Source organism: Streptomyces sp. 2A115 (genome assembly GCF_052245575.1).
GTDB lineage: Bacteria > Actinomycetota > Actinomycetes > Streptomycetales > Streptomycetaceae > Streptomyces.
In genome coordinates, this window is sequence record NZ_JBQQCG010000049.1 from 34,863 (window position 1) to 50,832 (window position 15,970).

The window sequence follows — 15,970 nt, forward strand, 5'->3', positions numbered from 1 at the left end:
GGTCCTTATGGAGACGTATGGAGACGTACGGTACTGAGGATCTTCTCGACCGTCGCGTCCGGGACCTCCTCGCCGACGCCCTCGGCACCCACGAACGACCAGGAGATCGCGCCCCCTGGCGGCTGCTCCGCCGGCCACATGCGCGGTATCGATACGACGATCATCCTCCGCTTGTGGTCATGGGTGGCTACTCGCGGGTAACGTCACGGCCATGAACGCAGATCAGCTGTCGATCGGCGAGATGCTCGCCGCCACCGTGCCGATGGTCCGGACCCTGAAACTCGAGTACCTCGAGACCACGCCGGAGAAGGCCGTCCTCGCCCTGCCCGACCAGAGCGAGTACCACAATCACGTCGGCGGGCCGCACGCCGGAGCGATGTTCACGCTGGGGGAGTCGGCGAGCGGGGCTGTCGTTCTCGCCGCTTTCGGGGACCAGCTCGCGCGGGCCGTGCCGCTGCCCGTGACCGCCGAGATCGCGTTCAAGAAGCTTGCCAGAGGGCCCGTGACCGCCACCGCGACGCTCGGCCGTCCCGTCGCCGACGTCGTGGCCGAACTCGACGCGGGCGAGCGCCCGGAGTTCCCGGTGGTCGTCGCCATTCAGCGCGAGGACGGTGCCGTGACCGGGGAGATGACCGTCACGTGGACGCTGCGGCCGAACGGCTGAGGTCCGGGTAGGAGCGGCTGTCCGCCGGTGCCGTCGGCAGCGTCGCCTCCGGCGGCATGTTGTACGGCGTGACGACCTGGATGGCGGAGGGCAGGGAGTCGGTCGTGTCGGCGGGCAGGGCGTCGTGGGCCCGCATGATGACCTGGCAGGCGCCGCGCATGTCATGGCGCAGGTCGTGGTGGAGTACGGCGGACAGCCGCCCCGCACGCAGCAGGCGGGCGTTGTCGTGGTCCAGGTCGTGGGCGACGAACACGGAGCAGGGCCGGTTCACGGCGTCGAAGGCCTCGAGCGTGGCGATGTTGCCGCCGCCGATCGAGTAGACGGCCCTGATGTCGGGGTCCTGCCGGAGCGCGGCCAGCACCAGGTCGTACTGGGTGGCGTCCAGGCCGTCGCTGTCGGTGACCTCGACCAGGTGCCGTGCCGGACGCAGCGTACGCATCGTGGCCCGGAAGCCCATCTCGCGCTCCTCCTCCCCGCGGAAGAAGCCGCGGCTGATGGTGGTGAGGACGTGCCCAGGGCCGTCACCCAGCCACTGGCCCATCAGATACGCGGCGGTGGCGCCCGCCGCACGGTTGTCGATGCCGACATAGGCGAGCCGTCCGCTGGCCGGTAGATCGGTCACCAGCGTCACCACCGGGATGCCGGCGGTCACCAGCCGGCCGACGGCCGCGGTGACCTCGGGTACGTCCGGAGCCTTGAGGATCACGCCCTGGGAGCCGCGCCGGGCGATACGGTCCAGCGTCGAGATCAGGTCGTCCGGTGTGCCGGTCTCCCGGAAGTGGAAACGGCAGCGCATGACGGCCGGGTGCAGGGACGGCAGCTCGGCCTCCAGCGCGGTGCGTACCGCGGTGGAGAACCGTTCCGGTGTCTGCATGACGATGTCGGTCATGAAGGTGCGGCCGGTGAGCCGGACCTGCGTCCGCTGCCGGTCCAGATCGGCGATGGCCTGGTGCACGGACCGGGCGGTGCTCTCCCGTACTCCGCCCCGGCCGTTCAGGACCCGGTCCACCGTCGCCTCGCTCAACCCCGCCTGGCGGGCGATCTCCCTGATCGCGTACGGGTGGCCCATCACCGGCTCCTTGAGGGGTTTTTGATGGCTCGCTGACGATTGCTTGAGGGGTGCGACGTAACAAGAATGACATCAGCGCGCGTCGCCGTGATTCCCGCGAAGCCGCCGCCGTTTCCGCAAGGCCGCCGCGATCCTCGAAAGGACGACGATGTCCCGTACCGTTTCCGCACGCCGTACGTGGCTGTCCGTGGACGACTGCGACCTCGACGGTTTCCGCGAGCTGGTCGAGCAGGCCACCGATCCGGCCGACTACCCGTACGCCGCCGCCGTGGAGCGGAACGTCCCGCTGTACGACAGCGAGCGCCTGCGCGCGGCGGTCGGCACGCTCGAAGGACGCCGGGAGGTGCGGGCCGAGCTGGTGCGCGCGCTCGACGAGGGACCCGGCATCGTGGTGTTCCAGGGCGCCTTCCCCGACCGGGAGGTCGTCGCCCGGGCCACCGAGGCCTTCGACGCCCTGATCGCCGAGCAGCGCGCGTCGGGCGCGACCGCGGGTGACCACTTCGCCAAGCCGGGCGCGAACGACCGGGTCTGGAACGCGCTGGAGAAGATGGCCCTGCTCGACGCGGAGGCGTTCGCCGACTACTACGCCAACGACATGATCGCCCTGGCCGCCGGCGCCTGGCTCGGCCCCGGCTACCAGGTCACCTCGCAGATCAACGTCGTCAATCCGGGCGGCGCCGCGCAGACCGCGCACCGCGACTACCACCTGGGTTTCCTGAGCGCCGAGACCGCCGCCGCGTACCCCGCGCACGTCCACCGCCTCTCACCGGTGCTGACGCTCCAGGGCGCGGTCGCGCACCGCGACATGCCCGTCGAGTCCGGCCCGACGATGTACCTGCCGCACTCGCAGAAGTACGAGCCCGGCTACCTGGCCTGGCGGCTGCCGGAGTTCCGCGACTACTTCGAGACCCACCACGTACAGCTGCCGCTGGCCGAGGGCGACGCGGTCTTCTTCAACCCGGCCCTCTTCCACGCCGCCGGACACAACCGGTCGGCGGACATCCGGCGCATGGCCAACCTGCTCCAGATCTCCTCCGCCTTCGGCCGGGCCATGGAGACCGTCGACCGCGAGGCCGTGGCGAACGCCGTCTACCCGGTGCTGCTGAAGCGGAAGGCCGAGGGCGCGAGCCAGGAGTGGCTGGACACGGTCGTCGCGGCCTGCGCCGAGGGCTACCCCTTCCCGACCAACCTCGACTCCGACCCGCCGGTCGACGGACTGGCCCCGCCGTCCCAGGCGGACACCGTCCACCGCGCCCTCGGCGAGGAGTGGATCCCCGAGCGGCTGCGGGACGCGCTGCGGGCCGGCGCCGAGCGCCGCGAGAGCTGAGGCTCCACGCTGGTGGGACTTCTCGAGGTGAGAGAGACGTACATGGGACTTCTCGAAGACAAGGTCGTCCTCGTCAACGGCGGCAGCCAGGGTGTCGGCGCGGCCGTCGCCCGAGCCGCCGCCCGCGCGGGCGCGACGGTGGCCGTCACGGGAAGGCGCCCCGAGCCGGGCGAGGCCCTGGTGGCCGAACTGACCGAGGCCGGCGCCAAGGCCATGTACGTACGGGCCGACCTGTCCGACGCCGAGCAGGCGCGGGGCAGTGTGGCCGAGGTGATCGCCGCCCTCGGCCGGATCGACTGCCTGGTCAACTCCGCCGGGCTCACCTCGCGCGGGACGCTGCTCGACACCACGCCCGAGCTGTTCGACGCGCACATCGCGATCAACCTCAAGGGCCCGTTCTTCGCGATGCAGGCCGCGGTGGCGGACATGGTCGCGCGCAAGGCGCCCGGCACGATCGTCAACATCATCACCTCCTCCGAGCACGGCGGACAGCCCTTCCTCGCCCCGTACGTCGCGGCCAAGGCCGGACTCGCCGGGCTGACGCGCAACGCCGCGCACGCCCACCGCTGGGACCGGGTCCGGATCAACGGCCTGAACATCGGCTGGACCGCGACCGAGGGCGAGGACGCCACCCAGCGCACCTTCCACGACGCGGACGACGACTGGCTCGAGCAGGCGGCGAGCCGGCTGCCGATGGGCAAGCTCGGCCAGCCCGACGAGATCGCCGACTTCGTCGTCCTCCTCCTCTCCGACCGCAGCGGTGTCGTCACCGGCTCGGTCATCGACTGGGACCAGAACGTCCTCGGCGGACTCGACTGACCCACCCCCTCACGGAACCGCAAGCACGGAACCGCAAGCAAGGAGCACCTGAACCATGCGCATCGGCATCCTCGGCCTCGGCCGGATCGGCGCCTTCCACGCCGAGACCCTCTCCCGGCTCGACGCGGTCGAGTCCCTCGTCGTCGCCGACCCGTTCGCGGGCGCGGTCACGGCGGCCGTCGAGCGCTTCGGCGCCCAGGCCGCGGACTCGCCCGAGGCGGTGCTGGCCGCGGGCGTGGACGGCGTCGTGATCGCGGCCGCGACCGACGCCCACCCCAGTCTCATCCTCGCCGCCGCCGAGGCCGGAGTGCCGGTCTTCTGCGAGAAGCCCGTCGCCCGCACCATGAAGGAGGGCGTCGAGGTCCTGAACGCCGTGCGGGACAGCGGCGTCGAGATCCAGATCGGCTACAACCGGCGCTTCGACGCCGGGTTCGTGGCGGCCCGCGCCGCCGTGCGGAGCGGCGAACTCGGCCCGCTGCACACCGTACGGTCCACCACCCTGGACCCGGCTCCGCCCCCGGCCGCGTACATCGCCGCCTCCGGAGGCATCTTCCGCGACTGCTCCGTGCACGACTTCGACATCATCCGCTGGGTCACCGGGCGCGAGGTCACCGAGGTGTACGCGACCGGCAGCAACCGCGGAGCGCCGTACATCGCCGAGGCCGGGGACGCGGACACCACCGCCGCGATCCTCACCCTGGACGACCACACGCTCGCCGTGGTCTCCAACTCCCGTCACAACGCGCGTGGTTACGACGTCCGCATGGAGCTGCACGGCTTCCAGGACAGCATCGCGGTCGGCCTGGAGGACAAGCTGCCGCTGCGCTCCGTCGAGCCAGGCGTCACCTTCCCCGCCGGCACCCCGCACGACTTCTTCATGGACCGCTTCACCGAGGCGTACCGCGCCGAACTCGCCGCGTTCACGGAGGTCGTCGCCGGCCGGCGGACCTCGCCCTGTACCGTCGCCGACGCGCTGGAGGCGGGCTGGATCGCCGATGCCTGCACCCTCTCCCTGCGCGAGCACCGCTCCGTGACGATCGAGGAGGTACGCACCGCATGACCACCGAGGCCGAGCCACTGCGCATCGGACTGCTGGGTGCCGCCCGGATCTCCGACCGGTCCCTGATCGGCCCGGCCCACGCGACCGGCCACCGCCTCGTGGCGGTGGCCGCCCGTGACCGGTCCCGCGCCGAGTCCTTCGCCGCCGAGCACGGCATCGAGCGCGTCGTCGACTCGTACGCCGACCTGGTCACGGACCCCGAGGTCGAGGTCGTCTACAACCCGCTCGCCAACGGCCTCCACGGGCCGTGGAACATCGCCGCGCTTGCCGCGGGCAAGCACGTGCTGACGGAGAAGCCCTCCGCGAGCAACACGGCGGAGGCTGTCGAGGTCCGCGACGCCGCCGCCAAGGCGGGCACCGCTTTCATGGAGGGCTTCCACTACCTCTTCCACCCGGTCACCCGGCGCCTGCACGAGCTGCTGGACTCGGGAGAGCTCGGGGAGCTGCGGCACGTCGAGGCCCTGGTGGCCGTCCCGGCGCCGCCCGCCACCGATCCCCGCTGGTCGCTGCCGCTCGCCGGCGGCGCGCTCATGGACCTCGGCTGCTACAGCGTGCACGCCCTGCGCATGCTGGCCCCCTGGGCGGGCGGTCCGCCCACCCTGGTCACCGCCCGAGGCGGCGGACGTGAGGGCGCCCCGGAGGTCGACGAGTGGCTGGACGCGGACCTGGCCTTCCCGGGCGGCGCCACCGGCTCCGCCCGCTGCCACATGGACTACAGCGAACTCCGCATGACCTGCCGGATCGTCGGCTCCCGGGGCGAGGCGACCGCGCTGAACTTCGTTCTGCCGCAACGGGACGACCGTGTCGTCGTGCGCACGGCGGCGGGGGAGCGGACCGAGGAACTCGGCAAGCGGTCCTCCTACACGTACCAACTGGAGGCGTTCGCCGCGCATGTACGTGACGGGGCGGCGCTCCCGCTCGACGCGGACGACGCGGTGGCCACGATGAGGCTGATCGACGACTGCTACCGAGGCGCCGGGTTCCGGCCTCGGCCGCGCACCACCCTTCCGCGTTTGTAACCCTGGTGGAGGGCGGCCCCGCCACGAGGGGTCGCCCTCCGGCGGATCTCTGTCTCCCTCAGCGGTAGAAGGCCGGCCGTTCGACGAGGTCGACCTCGATCCGGCCGCCGTCGCTCTGGGCGCGTACGCCCGCCTCGCAGACCGCGGCCGCGGCGTAGCCGTCCCAGGCGCTGGGGCCGGTGACCTCGCCGCGCCGGGTGGCGTCCACCCACGCCTGTACCTGGCGGTCGTAGGCGTCCTCGAAACGCTCCACGAAGTCCTGGGCGATGGTGCCGCCCCAGCGGCCCGCCATGTTGGTGACCAGGGCGTGGCCGTCACCGATGCGGGCCGTGCCGCGTTCGCAGACCACCTCGGCCTGCACCTGGTACCCGAAGCCGCAGTTGACGTTGATCTCGACGTCCACGATCGCGCCGCCGTCGGTCTCGAACAGAACCAACTGCGGGTCGTCCAGGCCTTCCGGGGCGTTGCCGGACGGCGTCGGCTTGAGCACGGTGACCGCGGTGATCTCGTGGCCGAGCAGCCAGCGCGTGATGTCCATCTCGTGCACGACGGAGTCGTTGATGAGCATGGCGCTGGTGAAGCCGGCCGGAGTGGCGACGTTGCGGTGCCGGTTGTGCAGCATCAGCGGCCGGCCCAACTGCCCGGACAGCAGCAGCGACTTGAGCTTCGCGTACTCGGTGTCGTACCGGCGCATGAAGCCCACCTGCACGCGCCGGTGCCCCAGCTTCTGCTCGGCCTCCAGGACGCGCAACGCCGAAGCCGCGTCCGGGGTGAGCGGTTTCTCGCACAGGACCGGCAGATCGTGCTCGAAGGCGGTGAGCAGCGCCGCCTCGTGGGCGGGTCCCGGCGAGGCGATCAGGACGGCGTCGACGCCGTCCGCCGCCATGGCGGCGGACGGGTCGGTGTGGGCGGAGCAGCCCTCGATGCCGTCGGCGATCCGCTTGACCCGTTCGGCGTCGAGGTCCACGACCGCGGCCACGCGGGCTCCGCCGGTCACTTCGCTGATTCGACGCACATGGTCGGCCCCCATCTTCCCGGTGCCGATGACTGCCACGCCGAGCGTTCCGCGCTGAGCCATGGTCAGTTGGTCCCTTCTCAGGCGCCGCAGGAGCGCAGGAACTGACGGGTGCGCACCGCGATGGGCAGCGGCTTGTCCGGCGGACAGGGGTACATGTCCTGCTCGACGATGGCGAACAGGTCGATGCCCAGGCGCTGCGCGGCGGTCAGTACCGGCTCCAACGCGGGGATACCCGCCGGGGGTTCGCACATCACGCCGCGCTGTACGGCCGGGCCGAACGGGATCTCGTTCTTGACCACGTCGGCGAGGATCTCCGGGTCGACCTGCTTGAGGTGCAGATAGCCGATTCGTTCGCCGTACGTCTCGATCAGCTTGACGCTGTCGCCGCCGCAGTAGGCGTAGTGACCGGTGTCCAGGCAGAGGCTGACCAGGCTCGAGTCCGTCGAGTCGAGGAACCGCGCGACGTGCTCCTCGGTGTCGATGTGCGTGTCGGCGTGCGGGTGCACGACGATGTCGAGGCCGAAGCGCTCCTTCACCTCGTGCCCGAGCCGCTCCATGCCCTTGGTGAGATAGACCCATTGACGAACCGTCAGCTCGGGCGGCTCGATCAGCGCGGCGGTCTTGTCGTCACGCCAGAACGACGGGATGACCACCAGGTGCTTGGCTCCCATGGCGCGGGTGAGCTCGGCGACCTGGCTGACGTGCTCCCAGGTGGCGTCCCAGACGTCGGGGCCGCGGTGCAGCGAGGTGAAGACCGTGCCGGCCGACACCTTCAGGTCACGTTTGGCCACCTCGTCGGTGAGCTTGGCGGGGTCGGTCGGCAGATAGCCGTACGGGCCCAGCTCGATCCACTCGTATCCGGACCCCGCGACCTCGTCCAGGAAGCGTTCCCAGGGCACCTGCTGGGGGTCGTCGGGGAACCACACGCCCCAGGAGTCCGGGGCCGAGCCGACGCGGATGCGGTCCAGGGCGTTCGGCGCCTGCGTCATCAGGAGGTCCCTTCGGGAGCCGGGACGGGAGTCGCGACGGGGGCCTTGAGGTCCTCCTTCTCGGGGAGTTCCTCGACGTCGACGCCGCTGACCTGGGCCAGCTCGTGTTTGAGTGCGGCGAGTTCGGCGCCGCCGGCCATGTGGTTGGTGAGTTCTTCCAGGCTGACCTCGCCGCGGGTGGCGGACAGTTCCATGGTGCCCAGGCGCAGCACGCTGAAGTGGTCGCCGACCATGTAGGCGTGGTGGGGGTTGTGGGTGATGAAGATGACGCCGAGGCCGCGGTCGCGGGCGGCGGCGATGTACTTGAGTACGACGCCGGACTGTTTGACGCCGAGGGCGGCGGTGGGCTCGTCGAGGATGAGGACGCGGGCGCCGAAGTAGACGGCGCGGGCGATGGCCACGGACTGGCGCTGGCCGCCGGAGAGGGTGCCGATGGGCTGGTCGAGGTCGTCCAGGACGATGCCCATGTTGCGCAGTTCCTCGTCCGCGGTCTGCTTCATGCGGGTGATGTCGAGGCGGCGGACGGGCCAGGGGCCCTTGGTCATCTCGGAGCCGAGGAAGAAGTTGCGCCATACCGGCATGAGGGGGACGGTCGCCAGGTCCTGGTAGACGGTGGCGATGCCTTTGTCGAGGGCCTCGCGGGGGGTGGTGAAGCGTACCGGGGTGCCGTCGACGAGGAACTCGCCCTCGGTGTGCTGGTGCAGTCCGGAGATGATTTTGATGAGGGTGGACTTGCCGGCGCCGTTGTCGCCGAGGACGCAGGTCACGCGGCCGGGGTGGACGGCCAGGTCGACGCCGTGCAGGGCGCGGATGTTGCCGTAGGCCTTGCCGGTGTTGCGCAGTTCGACGATGGGCGTGGTGCCGCTGTCGGGCGGGGTGTCCTGGAGGATGGCGCCGGCGGGGCCGGATCCGTTGCTTTTCATGAGTCAGTTCACCTCCGGGTCGCCGCTTGGCGGACCCACAGATTGATGAGGGTGGCGCCGAGCAGCATCACGCCGAGGAAGGCCTTGAACCAGTCGGGGTTCCAGCCGGCGTAGACGATGCCCTGCTGGACCATGCCGAACATGAAGGCGCCGAAGACCGGGCCGATCGCGGAGCCGTAGCCGCCGGTGAGCAGGCAGCCGCCGATCACCGCGGCGGCGATGTAGATGAGTTCCTGGCCGACGCCCTCGCCGGACTGGACGGTGTTGAACGTGAACAGCTGGTGCATGCCCACGAACCAGGCGCCGAAGCCGACCAGCATGAACAGCGAGATCTTGGTGAAGGTCACCGGTACGCCGACCGCGCGGGCGGAGTCCTTGTTGCCGCCGACCGCGAAGATCCAGTTGCCGTACTTGGTACGCAGCAGCACCCAGGTGGCGAGCGCGGCGAAGACCAGCCACCACACGATGGTGATCTTCACGTTGACGCCGCCGACCTCGAAGGACGAGGCGAAGATGTTCTTCGCCTGGTCGAAGCCGGCCATGTCGCTGATGTCGTCGGTCGCGACGTTGCCGGTGATCAGCTTGGTGACCGCGAGGTTGATGCCCTGCAGCATCAGGAAAGTGCCCAGGGTGACCAGGAAGCTGGGGAGGCCGGTCTTGACCAGCAGCCAGCCGTTGAAGAAGCCGATCGCGAGCGACACGATCAGGGCGACGATCACGCCGACCCAGACGTTCATCGTCAGCTGGTAGCTGACCATGCTCGCGGTGAGTGCCGAGGTGAGCACGGCGACGCCGGACGACAGGTCGAACTCGCCGCCGATCATCAGCAGTGCCACGGGCAGGGCCATGATGCCGATGGTCGACGACTGATACAGGATGTTGGCCATCGAGCTGCCGTCGCGCACCGGCGGCGCCGTGACGAGGAAGAACACGAACACCGCGACGGCGCCGAGGAACACGCCGACCTCGGGCCGGGCGAGCAGCCGCAGCGTCATGGAGCGTTGCGCGGTCCGCCCGTCGCTCTCCTTGGGGCCGGGGGCCGGCGGTGTGGACACCGCCGGCTCAGCCTGTTGAGCCATGCTCATCACCGAGTGCCCTTCGCGGCGAACTTGGCGACGGCCTCGACATTGGACTTGTCGACGAAGGCCGGGCCGGTCAGGATCGGCTGCTCACCGCCGCCGCTGTAGTTGCCGTTGTTCTTGTAGAGCCACAGGGAGTCGACGGCCAGGTAGCCCTGCAGGTACGGCTGCTGGTCGACGGCGAACTCGATGTCGCCCTTGCTGATGGCGCCGGTCAGCTCCTTGTTGAGGTCGAAGGTGGCGACCTTCGCCTTGCTGCCGCCCTCGGAGATCGACTGCACGGCGGTCATCGCGAACGGGGCGCCGAGAGTGACGACGTAGTCGATGGCGCTGTCCTGCTTGAGCTTGGCGGTGATCGTCGACTTCACCGACGACATGTCGGTGCCGTTGACGAACAGCGTCTCGGTCTTGCCCGTGAACGTCTTCTTCACCCCGTCGCAGCGCTGGGTGAGGCCGATGTTGCCCTGTTCCTGGATGACGCAGACGGCGTTCTTGGCGCCGGCCTCGTTCAGCCGCTTGCCGAGCGCCTCGCCCGCCACGGTCTCGTCCTGGCCGAAGAACTCCATCATGCCGAGCTTCTGCCATTCGCTGACGCCGGAGTTGAGGCCGACCACGGGTATGTTCGCCGCGGTCGCCTTGCTGACGACGTCCTTCATGGCGTCCGGCTTGGCGAGAGTGATCGCGATGCCGTCGACCTTCTGGTCGATCGCGTTCTGCACCAGGTTGGCCTGGTTGCCCGCGTTCGGGTCGTTGGAGTAGATGAGCTTGATGTTGTCCTTGGCGGCGGCGGCCTCGGCGCCCTTGCGGACGATGTCCCAGAAGGTGTCACCGGCCGCCTGGTGGGTGACCAGCGCGACCGTCATGCGGGGCGTGGTGGCCTTGCCCGCGGAGGCGCCGTCCTCGCCTTCCTCGGACTTCTTGCCACCGGAGTCGCTGGAACATCCGGTGACGATCAGTGCCGTCGCGGCGGCCGCGGCGACCAGGGCGGGGAATCTACGGGAGCGGGGGCGAGACATGCGGTCCATCTTTCCGGCACCTCACTGTGCGACAGGGGAAAGGGAGCAGAGTAAACGGTCCGGGCAGGACGCCCGGGCCTCGGGGGCCCATACGGAGAAACGCCGGGCTACAGGGCTACAAAACTCGGCTGTGTTGTTGGGACGGGATGTAAGTCCCTGACAGGCCCCCCTGTCAATACTTTGTTAAGACATCATTTCAGGCTCACGTGAGAATGTAAGTACAAAGTATTGACATGGCTCCGTCCCCGGTCTTACACCTAGGACACACCGGTACACGGCAGCCCGCACGCCGGAAGCCGGAAGTCCGCATCCCAGCTCGAGGAGCGACGCGTATGACCGAGTCCTTCGACCTGATCACCATGGGTCGCATCGGGGTCGATCTCTATCCCCTGCAGACCGGCGTACCGCTCACGCGCGTCGAAACCTTCGGGAAGTTCCTCGGCGGTTCGGCGGCCAACGTGGCGGTCGCCGCGGCGCGCCTGGGCCGTACCACCGCGATCGTCACCCGCACCGGTGACGATCCCTTCGGCGCCTATCTGCACCAGGCGCTCAAGGAGTTCGGCGTCGACGACCGCTGGGTCACCCCGGTCGAGGCGTACCCGACGCCGGTCACGTTCTGTGAGATCTTCCCGCCCGACGACTTCCCGCTGTACTTCTACCGGCAGCCCAAGGCGCCCGACCTGGAGATCCACACCGACGAGCTGGACTTCTTCGCCATCCGGGCGGCGCGTATCTTCTGGATCACCGGCACCGGCCTGAGCGAGGAGCCCAGCCGCTCCGCCACGCTCGCGGCGCTCAAGTCCCGCGCCAAGCTGGGCACCACGGTCTTCGACCTCGACTGGCGGCCCATGTTCTGGAAGAACCCGGACGAGGCCCGCCCGTACTACGCCGAAGCGCTACGCCACGTCACCGTCGCCGTCGGCAACCTCGACGAGTGCGAGATCGCCACCGGCGTCCGCGAACCGCACGCCTGCGCCGAGGCACTGCTGGAGGCGGGCGTGGAGCTGGCCGTCGTCAAGCAGGGCCCGAAGGGCGTCCTCGCAGTCCACCGCGACGGCACCACCGCCGAGGTGCCGCCCGTGCCCGTAGAGGTGGTCAACGGCCTCGGCGCGGGCGACGCGTTCGGCGGCTCGCTCTGCCACGGACTGCTGGCCGGCTGGGAGCTGGAGAAGACCATGCGGTACGCCAACGCGGCCGGTGCCCTCGTCGCCTCGCGACTAGCCTGCTCCTCCGCGATGCCGACCGCCACCGAGGTCGAGGATCTCGTCGCCTCCCGCGGCTGACGCCGCCACCCCTGATCGGAGCCAACCCTTGAGCATCACCATCCCCGACCTCGTCAGGGTGCGTGCCCGGCACCCGGAGGCCATAGCCGAAGCGGCCGCCCGCCGTGCCCGACGCCCCCTGGTCGACGACAGCGGCCGCCTCATGATCGTGGCCGCCGACCACCCGGCGCGCGGCGCACTCGGTGTGGGCGATCGCCGGTTGGCCATGGCCAACCGGGCCGACCTGCTGGAGCGCCTGTGCATCGCGCTGTCGCGGCCCGGCGTGGACGGGGTGCTCGCCACCGCCGACATCCTGGACGACCTGCTCCTGCTCGGCGCGCTGGAGAACAAGGTCGTGATGGGCTCCATGAACCGCGGCGGTCTGGCGGGCGCCGCCTTCGAGATGGACGACCGCTTCACCGGCCACCGCGCCGAGGACATCGACCGGCTGAACTTCGACGCGGGCAAGCTGCTCGTCCGTATCGACTACGACGACCCCGGCTCGCTGACGACCCTGGAGTCCACCGCCCGGGCCATCGACGACATGGCCGGGCGCCGGCTCCCGGTGTTCGTCGAGCCGTTCATCTCCCGACGCGTCGAGGGGACGGTGCGCAACGACCTCAGCGCCGAGGCCGTCACCCGCTCCATCGCCATCGCCTCCGGCCTCGGCGGAACCTCCGCCTACACCTGGCTGAAACTTCCGGTGACGAGCGACCCGGACGACATGGCCGCCGCGCTGGAAACGTCCACCCTGCCCGTCGTCCTCCTCGGCGGCGAGGTCGGCAAGGACCAGGAGGGCGCGTACGAGAAGTGGCGCAAGGCCCTGCGGCTGCCCACCGTCCAGGGCCTGGTCGTCGGCCGGTCCCTGCTCTATCCCGCCGAAGGCAGCGTGGAGACCGCGGTGGACACCGCGGTCGGCCTGCTCTGACCAGAAGGATCGCCCTTATGACCAGCGCACATCACCTGCCGTCGGGCAAGGCCGCGAGCGGCCCGTACGCCGTGGACGTCACCCCGGAGAGCGCGGGCTGGGACCACTCCAGTCTCCGTGTCCTCGAACTGCCGCCCGGCGGCACGCACCCGTTCACCGCCGGGGACAGCGAATGGATCGTCACGTCTCTCGGCGGCGGCTGTGACATCGCTGTCACCGACGACTTCGGCCGCGACGAGTTCGAGCTGCACGGCCGCGCGAGCGTGTTCAGCGGCGTGAGCGACTTCGTATACGTGCCGCGGGACGCGACCGCGGCCCTCACCTCGCCCGCGGGCGGGCGCTTCGCGCTCACCGGTGCCCGCTGCACCCGGCGTCTGCCGGCCCGCTACGGGTCCGCCGAGTCCGTCCCCGTCGAACTGCGCGGCACCGGCAACTGCTCGCGCAAGGTCCACAACTTCGGCGCGGCCGGCGTCTTCGAGTGCGACAAGCTCATCGCCGTCGAGGTGATCACCCCCGGCGGCAACTGGTCCTCGTACCCGCCGCACAAGCACGACGAGTACCGGCCCGGCGAGGAGTCCGAGCTGGAGGAGATCTACTACTTCGAGATCGCCGACCACGAGGGCACACCCGGTCTCGGCTACCAGCGGGTCTCCCCGTCCGGCCACGGCAGCGGCACCGACGTGCTGGCCGAGGTGCGCGGCGGCGACGTCGTCCTGATCCCGGACGGCTGGCACGGCCCGTCCATCGCCGCGCCCGGCCACGACATGTACTACCTCAACGTCATGGCGGGCCCCGGCGCCGACCGCGCCTGGCTGATCTGCGACCACCCCGACCACGCCTGGATCCGCGACACCTGGCCGAGCCAGCCCGTCGATCCGCGGCTGACCCGATCCACCCCGTCCCAGTGAGGTACGTACCGATGAGCCGCTCCACCCGTCGTCTGACCGTCGCCCAGGCACTGGTGCGCTTCCTGGCCGCGCAGCACACCGAACGCGACGGCGTACGGCACCGGCTGATCGCCGGCACCTGGGGGATCTTCGGCCACGGCAACGTCGCCGGGCTCGGCCAGGCGCTCCTCGAAGCAGGCGAGGAGTCCATGCCCTTCCACCAGGGCCGCAACGAACAGGCCATGGTGCACGCCGCGGTCGGCTACGCCCGCCAGCTCAACCGGCTCTCCGCCCAGGCGGTCACCACCTCCATCGGCCCCGGCGCCACCAACCTGGTCACCGGCGCCGCCCTGGCCACGGTCAACCGCCTCCCGGTGCTGCTCCTGCCCGGCGACTACTTCGCCACCCGCGCCGCCGACCCGCTGCTCCAGCAACTGGAGCACCCCGTCGAGGCCGACCTGTCGGTCAACGACACCCTGCGCCCCGTCTCCCGCTACTTCGACCGGATCACCCGCCCCGAGGCCCTGATCCCCTCCGCCCTGAACGCGATGCGAGTGCTCGCCGACCCCGTCGAGACCGGCGCTGTCACCCTCGCCCTGCCGCAGGACGTGCAGGCCGAGGCGTACGACTGGCCCGAGGAGTTCTTCGCCGACCGGATCTGGCACGTACGCCGCCCCGCGCCCGAACCGTCCGAGCTCGCGGCAGCCGTGGAGGCCGTACGAGCCGCCGGCCGCCCCGTGATCATCGCGGGCGGCGGAGTCCACCACAGCGAGGCCGAGTCGGCCCTCAAGGAGTTCGTGGAGGCCACCGGCATCCCGGTCGCGTCCACCCAGGCGGGCAAGGGCTCCCTGCGCCACGACCACCCGGCGGACCTCGGCGGCGTCGGCCACACCGGTACCTCCGTCGCCGACGACCTGGCCCGCACCGCCGACCTGGTCATCGGTGTGGGCACCCGCTACACGGACTTCACCACCGCGTCCGCCACGCTCTTCCAGAACCCGGACGTGCGGTTCCTCAACCTCAACGTCACCGCCTTCGACGCCCACAAGCTGAGCGCGCGGACGCTGGTCGCCGACGCCCGCGCGGGTCTGCGGGCCCTCACCGAAGCGCTGTCCGGCCACCGCGTGGACGCGGTGTACGAGGCCGAGTACCGCACCGGCAAGGAGCGCTGGGAGCAGGTCGTGGACGCCGCCTACCGGGCGGACGACGAGCACGCGGTGCCCACCCAGACCCAGGTTCTCGGCGCCCTGGACGCCGTGGTCGGCGACGACGACGTGGTGATCAACGCGGCCGGCTCGCTCCCCGGCGACCTGCACAAGCTCTGGCGGGCGCGAAGCCCACGCCAATACCACCTGGAGTACGGCTACTCCTGCATGGGCTACGAGATTCCGGCGGGCATCGGCGTGCAGCAGGCCGCCCCCGGCACACCCGTCTGGTCGCTGGTCGGCGACGGCACGTACCTCATGATGCCCACCGAGATCGTCACCGCCGTCCAGGAGGGCCTGCCCGTCAACCTGGTGCTGATCCAGAACCACGGGTACGCCTCCATCGGCGGCCTCTCCGAGACGGTGGGCGCCGAGCGGTTCGGCACCGCCTACCGCTACCGCGCCGCCGACGGCACCTTCACCGGCGCCCCGCTGCCGGTCGACCTGGCCGCCAACGCCGCCAGCCTCGGCATGGACGTCCTGCGCGCCAAAACCGTCCGCGAACTGCGCGACGCCCTGGCCACCGCCCGCGCCTCGGACCGCCCGACCTGCGTGTACGTCGAGACGGACCCGACGCCCACCGCCCCCGCCGCGGAGGCCTGGTGGGACGTGCCCGTCGCCGAGGTCGCCTCCCGCGAAGCCGCCACCCGCGCCCGCGAGGCGTACGACCAGAGCGTCGTCGACCGCCGCCGCCACCTGTGACCT

The 15,970-nt window shown here is 70.6% G+C and carries 16 protein-coding genes; 9 read left to right on the forward strand and 7 right to left on the reverse strand.

What is annotated here, in order from left to right:
• Nucleotides 1–5: 5 nt before the first annotated feature.
• Complete coding sequence (locus tag ACTWQR_RS34040) at nucleotides 6–164, reverse strand: hypothetical protein (RefSeq protein WP_443231060.1); 159 nt, start codon at nucleotides 162–164, stop codon at nucleotides 6–8.
• 62 nt (nucleotides 165–226) lie between these two features.
• On the opposite strand from ACTWQR_RS34040, the gene ACTWQR_RS34045 reads away from it, so the two are divergent.
• Nucleotides 227–664 (forward strand): DUF4442 domain-containing protein, encoded by a 438-nt coding sequence (locus tag ACTWQR_RS34045; RefSeq protein WP_443231104.1) that lies wholly within the window; start codon nucleotides 227–229, stop codon nucleotides 662–664.
• Here the strand turns inward: ACTWQR_RS34045 and ACTWQR_RS34050 are convergent.
• Complete coding sequence (locus ACTWQR_RS34050) at nucleotides 636–1,733, reverse strand: LacI family DNA-binding transcriptional regulator (protein WP_443231061.1); 1,098 nt, start codon at nucleotides 1,731–1,733, stop codon at nucleotides 636–638. The genes ACTWQR_RS34045 and ACTWQR_RS34050 overlap by 29 nt on opposite strands.
• Before the next feature lie 148 nt (nucleotides 1,734–1,881).
• On the opposite strand from ACTWQR_RS34050, the gene ACTWQR_RS34055 reads away from it, so the two are divergent.
• From ACTWQR_RS34055 to ACTWQR_RS34070, 4 genes are read left to right on the forward strand one after another with little or no spacing between them, the layout of a single operon-like run.
• Nucleotides 1,882–3,060 (forward strand): phytanoyl-CoA dioxygenase family protein, encoded by a 1,179-nt coding sequence (locus ACTWQR_RS34055; protein WP_443231062.1) that lies wholly within the window; start codon nucleotides 1,882–1,884, stop codon nucleotides 3,058–3,060.
• 42 nt (nucleotides 3,061–3,102) lie between these two features.
• On the forward strand, nucleotides 3,103–3,879 hold the full coding sequence (locus tag ACTWQR_RS34060) for an SDR family oxidoreductase (protein ID WP_443231063.1): 777 nt from the start codon (nucleotides 3,103–3,105) through the stop codon (nucleotides 3,877–3,879).
• A 55-nt stretch (nucleotides 3,880–3,934) separates the two neighbouring features.
• On the forward strand, nucleotides 3,935–4,939 hold the full coding sequence (locus ACTWQR_RS34065) for a Gfo/Idh/MocA family protein (protein ID WP_443231064.1): 1,005 nt from the start codon (nucleotides 3,935–3,937) through the stop codon (nucleotides 4,937–4,939).
• Entirely contained in the window at nucleotides 4,936–5,958 is a 1,023-nt protein-coding gene (locus tag ACTWQR_RS34070) for a Gfo/Idh/MocA family protein (protein ID WP_443231065.1), read from the forward strand. Before ACTWQR_RS34065 ends, ACTWQR_RS34070 begins: the two co-directional genes overlap by 4 nt.
• 58 nt (nucleotides 5,959–6,016) lie before the next feature.
• Here ACTWQR_RS34070 and ACTWQR_RS34075 read toward each other — a convergent pair whose 3' ends face one another.
• The 5 genes from ACTWQR_RS34075 to ACTWQR_RS34095 are packed head-to-tail and all read right to left on the reverse strand — an operon-like array spanning nucleotide 6,017 to nucleotide 10,992.
• A complete protein-coding gene (locus ACTWQR_RS34075; RefSeq protein WP_443231066.1) occupies nucleotides 6,017–7,036 on the reverse strand; it encodes a Gfo/Idh/MocA family protein in 1,020 nt (339 codons plus the stop codon).
• A 17-nt stretch (nucleotides 7,037–7,053) separates the two neighbouring features.
• Nucleotides 7,054–7,965, reverse strand: a complete 912-nt coding sequence (locus ACTWQR_RS34080) for a sugar phosphate isomerase/epimerase family protein (RefSeq protein ID WP_443231067.1) — start codon at nucleotides 7,963–7,965, stop codon at nucleotides 7,054–7,056.
• On the reverse strand, nucleotides 7,965–8,888 hold the full coding sequence (locus ACTWQR_RS34085; protein WP_443231068.1) for an ATP-binding cassette domain-containing protein: 924 nt from the start codon (nucleotides 8,886–8,888) through the stop codon (nucleotides 7,965–7,967). Before ACTWQR_RS34085 ends, ACTWQR_RS34080 begins: the two co-directional genes overlap by 1 nt.
• Before the next feature lie 8 nt (nucleotides 8,889–8,896).
• Nucleotides 8,897–9,973 (reverse strand): ABC transporter permease, encoded by a 1,077-nt coding sequence (locus ACTWQR_RS34090; RefSeq protein WP_443231069.1) that lies wholly within the window; start codon nucleotides 9,971–9,973, stop codon nucleotides 8,897–8,899.
• Nucleotides 9,973–10,992 carry a sugar ABC transporter substrate-binding protein gene (locus ACTWQR_RS34095; RefSeq protein WP_443231070.1) on the reverse strand — a complete coding sequence of 340 codons (1,020 nt, stop codon included), beginning with the start codon at nucleotides 10,990–10,992 and terminating at the stop codon, nucleotides 9,973–9,975. Before ACTWQR_RS34095 ends, ACTWQR_RS34090 begins: the two co-directional genes overlap by 1 nt.
• 323 nt (nucleotides 10,993–11,315) lie before the next feature.
• On the opposite strand from ACTWQR_RS34095, the gene iolC reads away from it, so the two are divergent.
• From iolC to iolD, 4 genes are read left to right on the forward strand one after another with little or no spacing between them, the layout of a single operon-like run.
• A complete protein-coding gene (gene iolC, locus ACTWQR_RS34100; RefSeq protein ID WP_443231071.1) occupies nucleotides 11,316–12,266 on the forward strand; it encodes a 5-dehydro-2-deoxygluconokinase in 951 nt (316 codons plus the stop codon).
• A gap of 28 nt (nucleotides 12,267–12,294) precedes the next feature.
• On the forward strand, nucleotides 12,295–13,173 hold the full coding sequence (locus ACTWQR_RS34105) for a Cgl0159 family (beta/alpha)8-fold protein (RefSeq protein ID WP_443231072.1): 879 nt from the start codon (nucleotides 12,295–12,297) through the stop codon (nucleotides 13,171–13,173).
• Nucleotides 13,174–13,190: 17 nt separating this feature from the next.
• Complete coding sequence (iolB, locus tag ACTWQR_RS34110; RefSeq protein ID WP_443231073.1) at nucleotides 13,191–14,081, forward strand: 5-deoxy-glucuronate isomerase; 891 nt, start codon at nucleotides 13,191–13,193, stop codon at nucleotides 14,079–14,081.
• Between the two features lie 11 nt (nucleotides 14,082–14,092).
• Complete coding sequence (iolD, locus tag ACTWQR_RS34115; protein WP_443231074.1) at nucleotides 14,093–15,967, forward strand: 3D-(3,5/4)-trihydroxycyclohexane-1,2-dione acylhydrolase (decyclizing); 1,875 nt, start codon at nucleotides 14,093–14,095, stop codon at nucleotides 15,965–15,967.
• Nucleotides 15,968–15,970: the final 3 nt, after the last annotated feature.